This is a genomic window from Ideonella sp. B508-1 (genome assembly GCF_000333615.1).
GTDB lineage: Bacteria > Pseudomonadota > Gammaproteobacteria > Burkholderiales > Burkholderiaceae_C > Ideonella.
Genome location: NZ_BADL01000310.1, coordinates 1 through 13,463 on the forward strand (window position 1 = coordinate 1; position 13,463 = coordinate 13,463).

Consider the following 13,463-nt stretch of genomic DNA (forward strand, 5'->3'; position numbering starts at 1 on the left):
CTTCGACGGGATCTGGCCGGCGACGATCTTGCAGAAGATGCAATCGGGATCGGTGTGCATGGTGACTTTCAGGCCTTGACCGGCATGGGCTTGCCGTCGTTCCAGTTGAGAATGCCCTTGACGATGCGGTAGATGACCCAGATCGAGTCGGCGAACAGCACGAGGAAGCCCACGCCGACGATCATGGTGATGAAGCCCAGCACCGCCCACAGCAGGCTGAACCAGAAGGTCCGGATCTGCCAGGTGAAGTGGCTTTCGTAGATCGTGCCGGCCGTGTCCTCGCGCTTCACGTAATTGATGATCACCGCGACGATGGCGGTGAAGCCGATCACGGCGCTGAGCGCATACAGGATGTAGGTGATCAGCGTGAGCTGCTTGAGGCTGGCCAGCCGTTCGGGCGACGGGGCCACATCGACAACATCGTTCATGAACCCTCCTGGTGTTCGCGCTGCTGCGCCTTGCGGGCGGCGAATTCCTCCAGGCCGGACAGGCCTTCGCGCCGCTCCAGTTCCTGGAGCACGTCGGCCGGCGACAGGCCGAAGTGCGCCAGCGCGACCAGGGAGTGGAACCACAGGTCGGCCGTCTCGTAGATGATCTTCGTGCGATCGCCGTCCTTGCCGGCCATCACCGTCTCGACCGCCTCCTCGCCCACCTTCTTCAGAATAGTGTCGGTGCCCTTGTGGAACAGGCGGGCGACGTAGCTCTTGTCCGGGTCGCCGCCGCGCCGGCTCTCGATCACCTCGTGCAGGCGTTGCAGCGTGTCGTTCGAACTCATGGGAATGCTCATGCCTTGTAGATGCTGGACGGGTCCTTCAGGACCGGGTCCACGGCCTGCCACTGCTCGCCTTCCAGCCGCTCGAAGAAGCAGCTGTGGCGGCCGGTGTGGCAGGCGATGCCGGGGTCATGGCCCAGCTGGGTGATCTTCAGCAGCACCACGTCCTGGTCGCAATCGACGCGGATCTCGTGCACCTGCTGAAAATGGCCGGACTCCTCGCCCTTGTGCCAGAGCTTCTGGCGCGAGCGGCTGAAATACACCGCCTGCTTGAGCGCGGCAGTGCGGGCCAGGGCCTCGCGGTTCATCCAGGCGAACATCAGCACGTCGCCGGTCGCGGCCTCCTGGGCGATGACCGGCACCAGGCCGTCGCGGTCCCACTTGATGTGATCCAACCAATCCATGGGCGGCAGTGTAGCGAAGCGTGAAGCCGGCCCGCCCGCTCAGTCGCGGTGGGTGGCGCCGGTGAAACCGCGCTCGGCGGCAAACCACTGCAGCACCGGAATGGTGCCCGGCAGCACCGGGTGGCTGGCCACCGGCAGGGTCTCCCAGGCCATGGCCTGCTGCTCGCGCATTTGGAACTCGCCGGACCATTCGTAGACCTTGCGGAAATGCAGACGCACCCGGGCGTGGGGGTAGTCCATCACCAGCGCCTGCCAGGCAAAGCTCTCGCCGATGCGGATGCCCAGTTCCTCCCAGAGCTCACGGGCCAGGGCCTCGTGCACGGTTTCCCCGGCCTCCAGCTTGCCGCCCGGGAATTCCCAGTAGCCGGCGTAGACCTTGCCCTCGGGCCGGGAAATTAAAAGGAAGCGCCCTTCCTGCCCGCTGACGTCGCGTTCGACCAGCACGCCCACGGCCACATCAACCGGCGTGCGTTCGATGGAGGAAGACCCGCTCATGCGCTGCCGCCCCCGCTGTCCAGGGCCCGCCGGCCGGCCAGGTCGCGCGCGAACTGGTAGGCCACCCGGCCCGAGCGGGAGCCACGCTCCAGCGCGAACACCAGGGCTTCGGGCCGGGCCGCCTCGATGGCGGCGGCGTCCAGGCCGAAGTGCGACAGCCACTGCGCCACGATGGCCAGGTATTCCGGCTGGCTGAAGGGATAGAAGCTGATCCACAGGCCGAAGCGCTCGGACAGGGAGATCTTCTCCTCCACCACCTCGCCCGGATGGAGCTCGCCATCCTCGGTGTGCTGGTAGCTGAGGTTGTCCTTCATCGTCTCGGGCAGCAGGTGGCGCCGGTTGCTGGTGGCGTAGATCAGCAGGTTGTCACTGGCCGCGGCCACCGAGCCGTCCAAGATGGACTTGAGCGCCTTGTAGCCGGACTCGCCTTCCTCGAAGCTCAGGTCGTCGCAGAAGACGATGAAGCGCTCGGGCCGGCGCGAGACCAGCTCCACCACGTCCGGCAGGTCCACCAGGTCGGCCTTGTCGATCTCGATCAGGCGCAGGCCCTGGTCGGCGAAGGTGTTCAGGCAGGCCTTGATCAGCGAACTCTTGCCGGTGCCACGGGCCCCGGTGAGCAGCACGTTGTTGGCCGGCTGGCCGGCCACGAACTGCGCCGTGTTGCGCCACAGGCGCTCCTTCTGCGGCTCGATCTCGTGCAGGTCGGCCAGTTGGATCGTCGACACGTGACGCACCGGCTCCAGCCGCCCCATGCCCTGCCGGCGGCGGTAGCGAAACGCCGTCGAGAGTTCCCAGTCAGGCGCACCCAAGGGCCGGGGCAACCAGGCCTCCAGCCGTTCCAGCACCCGCTCGGCACGCAGCAGCAGGGGCTCCAGATCTTCCAGGTTCATGGCACGCAGTGTACGAGGCGCGCGGGGCATGCTGGGCGAGACGATGGCCGGACCGGGGAGGCCGACGTCCAGGCGCGGGATGCGCGCGCTTTGTCCAGGGTGATGCCGATGTCGGCCAGCACGCACCCATGGGCATGGGCGCTGATCACAGGGGCCACCGCGTCATCGAGCTGGCTGACGATCATCCTGATCGCAGGCCGCCGAGGTGGCCCGCGGAGACGACCACAGTGCTCGGACTGGCAGCCCGCGCCGCGGCATTGCCGTCGGCCTTGCAGGTCTCTGGAGACTCCAGCGCACCCTGGCAGTCCTTGAACGCCAGCCCCTCATCACGGGTTGCTGGTGTCCTTGGCTGCGGCAGGATGATCCCCCTGTTCTGGGGGCAGCCTCGCCCGGCTCAGCCCAGGGCGCGCAGGGCGATGTCCAGCTGCTCGGTGGGCAGGCGGCGGAAGCCCGAGCGCGCGAAGCGCTGCAGGCGGCCGATGGCGAAGCAGGTCAGGGCCGAGGCCTGGCCATTGGCCTCCACGGTCGGCGTGGCCGAGCCGGCTGCTTCGGCGGACAGGCGCAGGCTCTGCCGCAGCAGCGACTCGACCCGGTCGAAGAACTGGTTCATGCGCAGGCCCAGGCGCTCGTGCTCGAACACCAGCGCATCCCCCACCATCACGCGGGTCATGCCGGGGTTGCGCTCGCCGAACTGCAGCAGCACCTGCACCATGCGCTGGGCCTGGCCGGCCTGCTCGCGCTCGGCCACCTGGTTGAGCAGGGTGAAGACGGAGGATTCGATGAACTCGATCAGGCCCTCGAACATCTGGGCCTTGCTGGCAAAGTGGCGGTAGAGCGCCGCTTCGCTGACCGACAGGCGGCCGGCCAGGGCGGCCGTGGTGATGCGCTCGGCGCCGGGCTGCTCGAGCATCTCGGCCAGGGTCTGCAGAATCTGCACCCGCCGCTCGCCGGGCTTGGGCCGCTTGCGCGCCGCCGGGGCACTCGCAGGCTCGACGACCTCGGTCGTGCTGACTGTCTCGGCTTCCGGTTCCAGGGCTTCAGGCAGGTCAGACATCACGACAGGCGGTGCAACTGTNGGAGCGAGCCGATTCTGGCATACACGTAGGCGGGCCGACGGCGCAGGCGGGCACCGCGTTCCGGCCCATGTCCGTGGCCCCGCGCCCAGCGCTGCATCCACACCGCACGCATGCCCACCCGGTGCGCCGCCTTCTGGTTCATCAGGCTGTCCTCCACCAGCACGCAGCGCTGCAGGGGCACCTTCAGCCGGGCGGCCAGCAGGCGCAGCATGCGGGAATCGGGCTTGGGCCGCAGGTCGCCGAAGCAGCGCATCTGCTCCACGCCGATCACGGCCTCGAAGCAGCCCAGCACGCCCAGGGCCCGCAGCACCCGCACCGCGTAGCCCCGGCCGGCATTGGTCAGCACGATCTTGCGGCCCGGCAGGCGCTTGAGCGCAGCCAGGTCGTGCGCATGGGCGGCCAATTCCCCTTCCAGTCCCGGAAAGGCATGGGTGAGGCGCACGAAGTGCTCCACCTGCACGCCGTGGTGGCGCACCAGGCCCACCAAGGTATTGCCGTAATGGGCCCAGTAGTGGGCCCGCAGGCGGTCGGCCTCCTGCGCGGGCACGCCCAGCGTGTCCTCGATGTAGCGGTTCATCGCCACATCGAAATGACGGAAGGCCGAGGCGCCGGCGTTGTGCAGCGTGTTGTCCAGGTCGAACAACCAGACCCGCCGGCCTGGATCACATCGCATGCCGGTTTTCAGCCGATTGGTGGGCGTCGCGCACGCCCAGGCCGGCAATGCTGGCCAGCATCAGCGCAGCCCCCAGCCATTGGCTCCAGCCCATCTGTTCACCCAGCAGCAGTGCAGCCAGCAGCACTGCCGTCAAGGGCTCCACGAGGGTGGCCACGGTGAGCGCAGTGAGGCTCAGCCGTGCGGCCCCCCAGCTGAAGGCCAGCAATGCCAGCGCGGCGGTGAACAGGCCCAGGTACAGCAACCAGGCCTCCGGCGGCAGCTCGCGCGGCCAGGACAGGGGAGAGTAGACCGCGGTCAGGCCCATCACTGCCGCCGCGACCAGGGTCAGTCCCGTCGTTGCGCGACCAGCCCCCAGCCGCTGTGACAGCCGGCCACTCACCAAGGTGAAAGGCGCATACAGCATGGCCGAGCCCCCCGAAAAGGCGATGCCCGACCAGAGCGTGGAGGGTTCCTGCGACAGCGCCCCTTGCCGCGGCGCCAAACCACCGCCACCGTGCCCGCCAGGGCCATCGCCAGCCACAAGGCGAGCGTGCCATCCAGACGCTCCCGCCCACGCAGCACCGCCGACAGCGTGACCAGCACCGGTGGCAGACACAACGCAATCAGCGTCGGCACGGCTGCCCCGATGCGGGCGATGCCCAGGAACCAGCACAGAACATAGAGGGCCATACAGCTCCCCGCGGCCCCCAGCAGCACCGCCTGCCGCCGAAATGCAGGCAGCAGGCCGGCACGGCCGAACACGGCCAGCAAACCCAGCCCACCGATCACGAAGCGCCAGAAGGAGATGTTCTCGGGCGCGATCCCGAAACGGGCGATCAAGAGATTGACCACCAGGGCACCGGTGCCCCACAGGAAGCCCGCCAAGCAGGCAGCGGCCAGAGCGACGACGGAACGGGAGCCGGACATCACCCACACCATCAGTGCGAACGGATCATCGTGCCGTAGGCCTGGTCGGTCAGGATCTCCAGCAGCATGGCGTGCGGCACCCGGCCGTCGACGATGTGCACGGCGTTCACGCCGCTCTTGGCGGCATCCAGCGCGCCGGCGATCTTGGGCAGCATGCCGCCGCTGATCGTGCCGTCGGCCACCAACTCATCGATCTGGCGGGCGGTCAGGTCGGTCAGCAGGTTGCCGGCCTTGTCCAGCACGCCGCGGATGTTGGTCAGCAGCAGCAGCTTCTCGGCCTTGAGCACCTCGGCCAGCTTGGAGGCCACCAGATCGGCGTTGATGTTGTAGCTCTCGTTCTTCTCGCCAAAGCCGATGGGGCTGATGACGGGAATGAAGGCGTCGTCCTGCAGGGCCTTGACCACGCTGGGGTCGATCGAGACGATTTCGCCGACCTGGCCGACGTCGTGTGTCTTGTTCGGGTCGTCCTTGTCGGCCAGACGCATCTGGCGGGCGCGGATCATCGCGCCGTCACGGCCGGTCAGGCCCACGGCCTTGCCGCCCACGGCGTTGATCAGGCCCACGATGTCCTGCTGCACCTCGCCGGCCAGCACCCATTCGACGACATCCATGGTTTCGGCATCCGTCACGCGCATGCCCTGCACGAAGGTGCCCTTCTTGCCGATCTTGGCCAGCGCGGCGTCGATCTGCGGACCACCGCCGTGCACGACGATGGGGTTCATGCCCACCAGCTTGAGCAGCACCACGTCTTCGGCGAAATCCTGCTGCAGCGCAGGGTCGGTCATGGCGTTGCCGCCGTATTTGATGACCAGCGTCTTGCCGTGGAACTTGCGGATGTACGGCAGGGCCTGGGCCAGGATCTCGGCCTTGTCGCGGGGCTGGATGGCGTCCAGGGAAGAGGAGACGGGCGCGTCGTTGCTCATGGTGGCAGGGCCGGTGGCGGCGTCAGACAGGAGGGGATGGCGGTGCCGTGCGACGGCCCGCGGCAGGTGCCACGGCGCACGGGATTGCGAACGGCCCAGGCATTGTAGGGACTGGGCGTGACAGGCTTGCTGGTACCCTCGGCGTCCACCCTGTCAGCGCCGGCCCGCCGAGGCGCGTTGAAAGCACAGAAGGAGATCTGCCATGTTCCTGACACCCCGTCGCCTGCGTCTGTGGACCGCCGCCCTGCTGGCGGGCCTGTCCCTGGGTGCCCTGGCCGCCGAGGGCGAGGTCCGCAAGATCAACGCCGCCCAGGCCAAGATCACCATCAAGTCCGGCCCCATCGCCAACCTGGACATGCCGCCCATGACCATGGTCTTCAAGGCCACGCCGCCCACCCTGCTCAATGGCCTGGCCGAAGGCGACAAGGTGAGCTTCGAGGCCGCCCAGGTCGACGGACAGTACGTGGTCACCGCCATTCGCAAGCTGCCTTGACGGCAGGCTCTTGATCCCGGCCGGGCAATGAGTTCACCATGGAGCATCCCATCCAAGGAGAGGCAGGCATGACCGACCCATCCGCGAACGCTGAGACCGGCTCCTCGCAGACCGCCGAGGATCCCCACCTGGGCGCCATGCTGCGCCAATCGGCCCAGGAGATCTGGCTGGCCGGGCTGGGCGCCTTCGCCAAGGCCCAGTCCGAGGGCAGCAAGGTCTTCGAGGCCCTGGTCAAGGAAGGCGAGCACCTGCAGAGCAAGGTGCAGGCCCCGCTGGAGCAGCTCAGCGCCAAGGCCGAGGCCCTGGCCGACAAGGCCGGCCGCCCCTGGGAGCGCCTGGAAACCGCGCTGGATGCCCGCAGCCAGCAGTGGCTGGAACGCCTGGGCCTGCCCTCTTCGGCCGCCTGGGTGGCGCTGCAAGCCGAGGTGGGCCGCCTGCGCCAGGAGGTGGATGCCCTGAAGAGGGCCGCCCGCCCCGCCCGCAAGCGCAGCCGCCCGGCGGCGGCCAAGGCCGTGCCGCCCGACGAAGCCACCTGAGGCCGTTGCGCCAGCGGTTCGCCTTCAGCCCAGGTAGCGGGCTTCCAGGTGGGCCTTGAAGTGGGCCGGGTTCAGCGGCTCACCGCTGATCCGCTCGGTGAGTTCGCGCGTGGTCCAGCGGCTGCCCTGCTGCCAGATGGACTGCTTGAGCCAGTCGAACACCGGCGCCAGCTCGCCGCGGGCGATGCGGGCGTCCACGTCCGGCATGGCGCGGCGCAGGGCCGCGAACCACTGTGCCGCGTACATGGCCCCCAGCGAATAGCAGGGGAAGTAGCCGAACAGGCCCTCGGGCCAGTGCACGTCCTGCATCGGGCCATCCTGGTAGTTGCCGCGGGTGTCGATGCCCAGCAGATCCCGCATGCCCGCGTCCCACAGAGCCGGGATGTCCTCGGCCTGGGCCGTCCCGTCGATCAGGGCCTGCTCGATGTCGAAGCGCAGCAGGATGTGGGCCGGGTAGGTCACCTCGTCGGCCTCAACCCGGATCCGCCCGGGCTGCACCCGGGTCATCAGGCGCTGCAGATTGGCGGGTTCGAAGGCCGGCTGGGCGCCGAAGGCATGCACCAGCATGGGAGCCAGCAGGGCGGCGAAGCCCGGGTGCGAACCCAGCTGCATTTCGAAGAACAGGCTCTGGCTCTCGTGCAGGGCCATGGAACGGGCCAGCGACACCGGCTGCCCCAGCCATTCGCGCGGCAGGTTCTGCTCATAGCGGCCGTGGCCGGTCTCGTGCACCGTGCCCATCAGGGCCGAGAGGAAGTCCGCCTCGTTGAAGCGGGTGGTCATGCGCACGTCTTCCGGCACGCCGCCAGTGAAGGGGTGGGCACTGACATCGAGCCGACCCGCGTTGAAGTCGAAGCCCAGCAGGTGCATGACCTGCTCGCTCAGGCGGCGCTGGGCCTCCACCGGGAAGGGGCCCCGGGCCTCGATCAGCGGCGGCTGGGCGGCCTGGCGGGCCACCGCGGCCTGGATCAGGCCCGGCAGCCATTGCCGCACCTCGTCGAAGACCTTCTTCACCTCGGCCCGGGTCATGCCGGGCTCGTACTGGTCCAGCAGCGCGTCATAGGGCGACAGGCCGCTGCGCTCGGCCAGCAGGCGGGCCTCCTCGCGTGCCACGGCCAGCACCGGACGGAAGTTCTCCAGGAAGCCGGCCCAGTCATTGGCCGGGCGCTGCTGGCGCCAGGCCTGGCCACAGCGGGACACGGCCAGCGAGCGGCGCTCGACCAGAGCCGCCGGCAGGGCGGTGGCCAGCTGCCAGTCGCGCTGCATCTCGCGCAGATTGGCCCGCGCCCAGTCGTCCAGCGGCTCCTGCGTCGCCTGGGCCAGCAGCGGCCCGATCGCGTCGTCGGTGCGCTGCCGGTGCAGCAGCCCGGCCAGCTCGGTCAGGGCCGCCGTGCGGGCGTCGTTGCCACCGGGTGGCATGAAGGCGGCCTGGTCCCAGTGGGCCAGGGACTGCAGATGGGCCAACCGGTGCAGGCGGGCATGGCGCTCGGTCAGCGCGTCGTAGGCAGGGTGAGCTTGTGACATCCAGACATTGTGGCGCCCGTCCTCCAGCGGCGGGAGGGGGTTCCCTCCAAGGGGGGATGCCCCGCGCCCCTGCCCCGCGTCTCCTCAGGGCTGCCAGGCCCCCGGGAACCAGCCCAGCAAGGCCAGCGTCATCACCACATAGCGCAGGAACTTGCCCACCAGCATGTAGCCCACGCAGGGCCAGAAGGGCAGGCGCAGCCAGCCGGCCAGCGCACACAAGGGGTCGCCCACGATGGGCAGCCAGCTGACCAGGCAGGCCCGGGGGCCGAAACGCTGCAGCCATTGCAGCAGACGCACCTCACGGGGCGGGCGGTGGCGCAGGTGTTCGTAGGCCCGCTCGGCCCCGTAGCCCGTCCACCAGGTGATGGCGCCACCGACGGTGTTGCCCAGCGTGGCCACCACGATGGCCGGCCACAGCAGCCCGGGATTGAGCTTGACCAGGCCAAACAGCACCGCCTCCGACCCCATGGGCAGCAGGGTGGCCGACAGCAGGGCCACCAGGAACAGGGTGCTCAGTCCGAACTCCGGCAGAGCCAGCCAGGACATCAAGGGGTGTATCCAGGAATCCATGGCGCGATTGTGGCCCGCCTCGCCCCGCCGCCACGACACCCGAGGTCACCGGGCGGCCCGCAGCGGGAGGTCTATAATCCTGCCTCCTTTTTAAGCAATTCCCCGCCCCCTCCTCCATGCGCATCGGCCCCCATGAGCTGCCGAACCATCTGTTCGTTGCCCCGATGGCCGGGGTGACGGACCGGCCGTTTCGCACGCTGTGCAAGCGACTGGGGGCTGGCTATGCGGTCAGCGAGATGGTCACCTCGCGCAAGGACCTGTGGAATTCGCTCAAGACCTCGCGCCGGGCCGACCACACCGGCGAGACCGCCCCGATCGCGGTGCAGATCGCCGGCACCGAGCCGGGCATGATGGCCGAGGCCGCCGCCTACAACATCGACCGCGGCGCCCAGATCATCGACATCAACATGGGCTGCCCGGCCAAGAAGGTCTGCAACAAGTGGGCGGGCTCGGCCCTGATGCGCGACGAGCCCGGCGCCATCGCCATCGTCGAGGCCGTGGTGGCGGCCTGCGCCCCGCGCGGCGTGCCCGTGACGCTGAAGATGCGCACCGGCTGGTGCGACACCGAACGCAATGCCGTGACCCTGGCGCGCGCCGCCGAGGCCGCTGGCGTGGCCATGGTGACGGTGCATGGCCGCACCCGCGAGCAGGGCTACAAAGGCCAGGCCGAGTACGAGACCGTGGCCGCGGTGAAGGCCGCGCTGGGCATCCCGGTGGTGGCCAACGGCGACATCGACTCACCCGAAAAGGCGCTGGCGGTGCTGCAGGCCACGGGCGCCGATGCCGTGATGATCGGCCGCGCGGCCCAGGGCCGGCCCTGGATCTTCCGCGAGATCGCCCACTTTCTGGCCACCGGCACCCACCTGCCCCCGCCCGAGACGCGCGAGGTGCAGGCCTGGCTGACCGAGCACCTGCGCGACCACTACGCGCTCTACGGCGAGGACGCGGGCGTGCGCAGCGCGCGCAAGCACATCGGCTGGGCGGTGCGCGCCCTGCCCGGCGGCGAGGCCTTCCGCGCCGCCATGAACACCCTGGACGACTGCGAGGTCCAGCTGCGCGCGGTCACCACCTTCTTCGAGGCCCTGGCCGACACCCACCGGCTGCTGCCCTCGACCCCACCGGCTGCCAACCAGGACGCGCTTGCACAAAAAGCCTGACGCCGCGCGGCTCAGACCGCCGGCCTGGAGGCCGCCCCATTGCCTGACCCATGAGCAAGAACAACGACATCGATGCCTGCGTCCGCGAGACGCTGGACCAGTACTTCAAGGACCTGCGCGGCGCCGAGCCGCATTCGCTGCACGACATGGTCATCCGCACGGTGGAGAAGCCGCTGCTGGAAGTCGTGATGCAACAGGCCGACGGCAACCAGAGCAAGGCCGCCGAGTGGCTGGGCATCAACCGCAACACCTTGCGTCGCAAGCTGGTCGAGCACAAGCTGATCAAGTGAGCCGCTGACCCGCCGCCCCGCCCTCCCCTTTTTCTTCCATCCCACCGCACACCACCATGGCCCTCACCGCCCTGCTCTCGGTCTCCGACAAGACCGGCATCGTCGAATTCGCCCAGGCCCTGCACGGCCACGGCATCCGCCTGCTGTCCACCGGCGGCACCGCCAAGCTGCTGGCCCAGGCCGGCCTGCCGGTCACCGAGGTCAGCGAGATCACCGGCTTCCCGGAGATGCTCGACGGCCGCGTCAAGACCCTGCACCCGCGCGTGCACGGCGGCCTGCTGGCCCGCCGCGATGTGCCCGAGCACATGGCCGCGCTCAAGGAGCACGGCATCGGCACGATCGACCTGCTGATCATCAACCTCTACCCCTTCGCCCAGGCCACCGCCAAAGCCGATTGCACGTTTGAAGACGCGATCGAGAACATCGACATCGGCGGCCCGGCCATGCTGCGCGCCGCGGCCAAGAACTGGCAGGATGTGGGCGTGGTGATCGACCCGACCGATTACCCGCAGGTGCTGGCCGAGCTGAGCGACTCCCAGGGCACGGCCCTGACCCGCCAGACCAAGTTCATGCTGGCCAAGAAGGTGTTCTCGCACACCGCCGCCTACGACGGCATGATCAGCAACTACCTGACTTCGCTGGAAGCCGGCTCCGAAGAGAAGACCGCCGAGGTCCCCAAGCGCGAGGAATACCCCGCCGTCTTCAACCTGCAGCTGCACAAGGTGCAGGGCATGCGTTACGGCGAGAACCCGCACCAGTCGGCTGCCTTCTACAAGGAAGCCAAGGTCGCCGAGGGCCTGCTGGCCGGTTGGACCCAGATTCAGGGCAAGGAACTGTCCTTCAACAACATCGCCGACGCCGACGCCGCCTGGGAATGCGTCAAGGCCTTCGACGTGCCGGCCTGCGTGATCGTCAAGCACGCCAACCCCTGCGGCGTGGCCGTGGGCGCCACGCTGCTGGAAGCCTATGAGAAGGCCCTGAAGACCGACCCGACCAGCGCCTTCGGCGGCATCATCGCCTTCAACCGCCCGCTGGACGCCGACGTGGTCGAGAAGATCAATGCGAACAAGCACTTCGTCGAAGTGGCGATCGCCCCGGTCATCACCCCGGCGGCCCGCGCGGCCTACGCCAGCAAGGTCAATGTGCGCCTGCTGGAGGTGCCGATGAGCCGGGCTGTCAACGCGCTGGACATGAAGCGCGTGGGCGGCGGCATGCTGCTGCAGTCGGCCGACAACATCGACGTGGTCGGTGAGCTGAAGGTGGTCACCAAGCTGCAACCCGCCGCCCAGCAGATGGAGGACCTGAAGTTCGCCTGGACCGTGGCGCGCTTCGTCAAGTCCAACGCCATCGTGTTCTGCAAGGACGGCATGACCTTCGGCGTCGGCGCCGGCCAGATGAGCCGCCTGGATTCGGCCCGCATCGCCAGCATCAAGGCCCAGGCCGCCGGCCTGAGCCTGTCGGGCACGGCCGTGGCCAGCGACGCCTTCTTCCCGTTCCGCGACGGCCTGGACGTGGTGGTGGATGCGGGCGCGACCTGCGTCATCCACCCGGGTGGCTCGATGCGCGACGAGGAAGTCATCGCCGCGGCCGACGAGCGAGGCATCGCGATGGTGCTGACCGGCACCCGCCACTTCCGCCATTGATCTGCCGCCCGGGGCGCACGTCGCCCGCGGCCCCGCAAGCCCGGCCCCGCGCCGGGCTTTTTCATGTCTGCCGGCCCACGGTCACCCAACGATTAACATGCCCGCCATGACCCGCGTGATCGGCATCGACCCTGGCCTGCAGTGCACCGGCTTCGGCATCGTCCAGAAGGATGGCAGCCAGCTGCAGTACGTGGCCAGCGGCACCATCCGCACCACCAGCGGCATTGCGCTGGGCGATCTGCCGGGCCGGCTGAAGATGATCTTCGAGGGCGTGCAGGAGGTGGTGCGGCGCTACGAGCCCGACCAGTCCTCCTGCGAGATCGTCTTCGTCAACGTGAACCCGCAGAGCACGCTGCTGCTGGGCCAGGCCCGGGGCGCGGCCATCACCGCGCTGGCCACCTGCGGCCTGCCGGTCAACGAGTACACCGCGCTGCAGATGAAGAAGTCGGTGGTGGGCCATGGCCATGCGCGCAAGGACCAGATCCAGGAGATGGTCAAGCGCCTGCTGAACCTGCCCGGCCTGCCCAGCAAGGACGCGGCTGACGCGCTGGGGCTGGCCATCACCCATGTACATGCCGGCGGCTCCTTCGCCGCCATGGCCCAGGCCACCACCCTGAACCGCCGCACCCACGCCCAGTTCAAGGGCGGACGGACCTACTGAGCCCGGGACAGCGCCTGCGCCGCCTCAGACGTTGCGATCGGCCCCGCTGGCTCGGCCCGGCTCGCCCTGCAGGCTCAAGCCGAACTCGGCGGCAAAGGCCCTCAGCGCCTCCCCCAGCGCCGACAGGTTGAGCCGGTAGGTGATGCTGGTGCCGGACTTGGTGGAGGTCACCAGCTCGGCATCGCGCAGCACCTGGAAATGGGCGGACAAGGTGGACTTGCCCAGGGTGAAGCGGTCGGCCAGCTCACCGGCCGTCATGTCGCGCTCGCGCAGCAGCTGCAGGATGCGCCGCCGCGTCGGGTCGCTCAGCGCTTTGAAGATTTTGTCCATTTTCTTAATTTCGCCAATCACAGAATAAATATCCAACGCGCCCGGCAAACGATGCGTCGACACATGAAAAAAGCCCGGCCACGGAGCTCTCCGTGGCCGGGCCGGCGGGTCGGTTCAGCG

19 protein-coding genes are annotated in these 13,463 nt (G+C 68.8%); 6 read left to right on the forward strand and 13 right to left on the reverse strand.

Translation table 11 applies throughout. The features are described 5' to 3' along the window. Positions 1-68 precede the first annotated feature (68 nt). The 10 genes from I73_RS13230 to argB all read right to left on the reverse strand — a co-directional run bounded on the left by I73_RS13230 (position 69) and on the right by argB (position 6,142). The gene (locus I73_RS13230; RefSeq protein WP_022981044.1) at positions 69-428 is read right to left on the reverse strand and encodes a membrane protein; all 360 of its coding nucleotides are present in this window, start codon (positions 426-428) and stop codon (positions 69-71) included. Then, positions 425-775: a phosphoribosyl-ATP diphosphatase gene (locus tag I73_RS13235; RefSeq protein ID WP_022981045.1), complete on the reverse strand. Its 351-nt coding sequence runs from the start codon at positions 773-775 to the stop codon at positions 425-427. The genes I73_RS13230 and I73_RS13235 overlap by 4 nt, the downstream gene beginning before the upstream one ends. 8 nt (positions 776-783) lie before the next feature. After that, complete coding sequence (gene hisI / locus I73_RS13240; RefSeq protein ID WP_199899058.1) at positions 784-1,185, reverse strand: phosphoribosyl-AMP cyclohydrolase; 402 nt, start codon at positions 1,183-1,185, stop codon at positions 784-786. 30 nt (positions 1,186-1,215) lie between these two features. After that, a complete protein-coding gene (locus I73_RS13245; protein ID WP_022981047.1) occupies positions 1,216-1,671 on the reverse strand; it encodes an NUDIX domain-containing protein in 456 nt (151 codons plus the stop codon). Continuing rightward, positions 1,668-2,561 carry an ATP-binding protein gene (locus tag I73_RS13250; RefSeq protein ID WP_022981048.1) on the reverse strand — a complete coding sequence of 298 codons (894 nt, stop codon included), beginning with the start codon at positions 2,559-2,561 and terminating at the stop codon, positions 1,668-1,670. The genes I73_RS13245 and I73_RS13250 overlap by 4 nt, the downstream gene beginning before the upstream one ends. Before the next feature lie 394 nt (positions 2,562-2,955). Continuing rightward, a complete protein-coding gene (slmA, locus tag I73_RS13255; protein WP_022981049.1) occupies positions 2,956-3,615 on the reverse strand; it encodes a nucleoid occlusion factor SlmA in 660 nt (219 codons plus the stop codon). Further along, positions 3,615-4,310 (reverse strand): pyrimidine 5'-nucleotidase, encoded by a 696-nt coding sequence (locus I73_RS13260; protein WP_022981050.1) that lies wholly within the window; start codon positions 4,308-4,310, stop codon positions 3,615-3,617. The genes slmA and I73_RS13260 overlap by 1 nt, the downstream gene beginning before the upstream one ends. Further along, positions 4,300-4,716, reverse strand: coding sequence for an EamA family transporter (locus I73_RS33990; protein WP_234409503.1), 417 nt, complete (start codon positions 4,714-4,716; stop codon positions 4,300-4,302). Before I73_RS33990 ends, I73_RS13260 begins: the two co-directional genes overlap by 11 nt. Next, the gene (locus I73_RS33995) at positions 4,689-5,231 is read right to left on the reverse strand and encodes a DMT family transporter (RefSeq protein WP_234409504.1); all 543 of its coding nucleotides are present in this window, start codon (positions 5,229-5,231) and stop codon (positions 4,689-4,691) included. The genes I73_RS33990 and I73_RS33995 overlap by 28 nt, the downstream gene beginning before the upstream one ends. Next, positions 5,231-6,142, reverse strand: coding sequence for an acetylglutamate kinase (argB, locus tag I73_RS13270; protein ID WP_022981051.1), 912 nt, complete (start codon positions 6,140-6,142; stop codon positions 5,231-5,233). The genes I73_RS33995 and argB overlap by 1 nt, the downstream gene beginning before the upstream one ends. 202 nt (positions 6,143-6,344) lie before the next feature. Between argB and I73_RS13275 the strand changes: the two genes are divergently transcribed. Together I73_RS13275 and I73_RS27815 are read left to right on the forward strand one after the other, a co-directional pair. After that, positions 6,345-6,635: a copper-binding protein gene (locus I73_RS13275; RefSeq protein WP_022981052.1), complete on the forward strand. Its 291-nt coding sequence runs from the start codon at positions 6,345-6,347 to the stop codon at positions 6,633-6,635. Between the two features lie 68 nt (positions 6,636-6,703). After that, a complete protein-coding gene (locus tag I73_RS27815) occupies positions 6,704-7,171 on the forward strand; it encodes a phasin family protein (RefSeq protein WP_022981053.1) in 468 nt (155 codons plus the stop codon). A 24-nt stretch (positions 7,172-7,195) separates the two neighbouring features. Here I73_RS27815 and I73_RS13285 read toward each other — a convergent pair whose 3' ends face one another. Continuing rightward, the gene (locus I73_RS13285; protein ID WP_022981054.1) at positions 7,196-8,692 is read right to left on the reverse strand and encodes a carboxypeptidase M32; all 1,497 of its coding nucleotides are present in this window, start codon (positions 8,690-8,692) and stop codon (positions 7,196-7,198) included. Between the two features lie 84 nt (positions 8,693-8,776). Next, positions 8,777-9,262, reverse strand: a complete 486-nt coding sequence (locus I73_RS13290) for a YqaA family protein (RefSeq protein WP_022981055.1) — start codon at positions 9,260-9,262, stop codon at positions 8,777-8,779. Between the two features lie 116 nt (positions 9,263-9,378). Between I73_RS13290 and dusB the strand changes: the two genes are divergently transcribed. The 4 genes from dusB to ruvC all read left to right on the forward strand — a co-directional run bounded on the left by dusB (position 9,379) and on the right by ruvC (position 13,013). Then, on the forward strand, positions 9,379-10,419 hold the full coding sequence (gene dusB / locus I73_RS13295) for a tRNA dihydrouridine synthase DusB (protein ID WP_022981056.1): 1,041 nt from the start codon (positions 9,379-9,381) through the stop codon (positions 10,417-10,419). A 50-nt stretch (positions 10,420-10,469) separates the two neighbouring features. Beyond that, complete coding sequence (locus I73_RS13300; protein WP_022981057.1) at positions 10,470-10,709, forward strand: Fis family transcriptional regulator; 240 nt, start codon at positions 10,470-10,472, stop codon at positions 10,707-10,709. A gap of 56 nt (positions 10,710-10,765) precedes the next feature. After that, complete coding sequence (purH, locus tag I73_RS13305) at positions 10,766-12,352, forward strand: bifunctional phosphoribosylaminoimidazolecarboxamide formyltransferase/IMP cyclohydrolase (protein ID WP_022981058.1); 1,587 nt, start codon at positions 10,766-10,768, stop codon at positions 12,350-12,352. A gap of 106 nt (positions 12,353-12,458) precedes the next feature. Next, positions 12,459-13,013 carry a crossover junction endodeoxyribonuclease RuvC gene (gene ruvC, locus I73_RS13310; protein WP_022981059.1) on the forward strand — a complete coding sequence of 185 codons (555 nt, stop codon included), beginning with the start codon at positions 12,459-12,461 and terminating at the stop codon, positions 13,011-13,013. Positions 13,014-13,037: 24 nt separating this feature from the next. Here ruvC and I73_RS13315 read toward each other — a convergent pair whose 3' ends face one another. Then, a complete protein-coding gene (locus I73_RS13315) occupies positions 13,038-13,343 on the reverse strand; it encodes an autorepressor SdpR family transcription factor (protein ID WP_022981060.1) in 306 nt (101 codons plus the stop codon). Positions 13,344-13,463: the final 120 nt, after the last annotated feature.

What these genes read in the sequence shown, in the direction of transcription:
- I73_RS13285 (WP_022981054.1), bottom strand. Translation starts at nt 8,692, where the DNA reads ATGTCACAAGCTCACCCTGCCTACGACGCGCTGACCGAGCGCCATGCC.
- slmA (WP_022981049.1), bottom strand. Translation starts at nt 3,615, where the DNA reads ATGTCTGACCTGCCTGAAGCCCTGGAACCGGAAGCCGAGACAGTCAGC.
- I73_RS13300 (WP_022981057.1), top strand. Translation starts at nt 10,470, where the DNA reads ATGAGCAAGAACAACGACATCGATGCCTGCGTCCGCGAGACGCTGGAC.
- I73_RS33995 (WP_234409504.1), bottom strand. Translation starts at nt 5,231, where the DNA reads ATGGTGTGGGTGATGTCCGGCTCCCGTTCCGTCGTCGCTCTGGCCGCT.
- I73_RS13235 (WP_022981045.1), bottom strand. Translation starts at nt 775, where the DNA reads ATGAGTTCGAACGACACGCTGCAACGCCTGCACGAGGTGATCGAGAGC.
- I73_RS13275 (WP_022981052.1), top strand. Translation starts at nt 6,345, where the DNA reads ATGTTCCTGACACCCCGTCGCCTGCGTCTGTGGACCGCCGCCCTGCTG.
- I73_RS13315 (WP_022981060.1), bottom strand. Translation starts at nt 13,343, where the DNA reads ATGGACAAAATCTTCAAAGCGCTGAGCGACCCGACGCGGCGGCGCATC.
- I73_RS33990 (WP_234409503.1), bottom strand. Translation starts at nt 4,716, where the DNA reads ATGCTGTATGCGCCTTTCACCTTGGTGAGTGGCCGGCTGTCACAGCGG.
- I73_RS13290 (WP_022981055.1), bottom strand. Translation starts at nt 9,262, where the DNA reads ATGGATTCCTGGATACACCCCTTGATGTCCTGGCTGGCTCTGCCGGAG.
- I73_RS13250 (WP_022981048.1), bottom strand. Translation starts at nt 2,561, where the DNA reads ATGAACCTGGAAGATCTGGAGCCCCTGCTGCTGCGTGCCGAGCGGGTG.
- I73_RS13245 (WP_022981047.1), bottom strand. Translation starts at nt 1,671, where the DNA reads ATGAGCGGGTCTTCCTCCATCGAACGCACGCCGGTTGATGTGGCCGTG.
- argB (WP_022981051.1), bottom strand. Translation starts at nt 6,142, where the DNA reads ATGAGCAACGACGCGCCCGTCTCCTCTTCCCTGGACGCCATCCAGCCC.
- I73_RS27815 (WP_022981053.1), top strand. Translation starts at nt 6,704, where the DNA reads ATGACCGACCCATCCGCGAACGCTGAGACCGGCTCCTCGCAGACCGCC.
- ruvC (WP_022981059.1), top strand. Translation starts at nt 12,459, where the DNA reads ATGACCCGCGTGATCGGCATCGACCCTGGCCTGCAGTGCACCGGCTTC.
- purH (WP_022981058.1), top strand. Translation starts at nt 10,766, where the DNA reads ATGGCCCTCACCGCCCTGCTCTCGGTCTCCGACAAGACCGGCATCGTC.
- I73_RS13230 (WP_022981044.1), bottom strand. Translation starts at nt 428, where the DNA reads ATGAACGATGTTGTCGATGTGGCCCCGTCGCCCGAACGGCTGGCCAGC.
- dusB (WP_022981056.1), top strand. Translation starts at nt 9,379, where the DNA reads ATGCGCATCGGCCCCCATGAGCTGCCGAACCATCTGTTCGTTGCCCCG.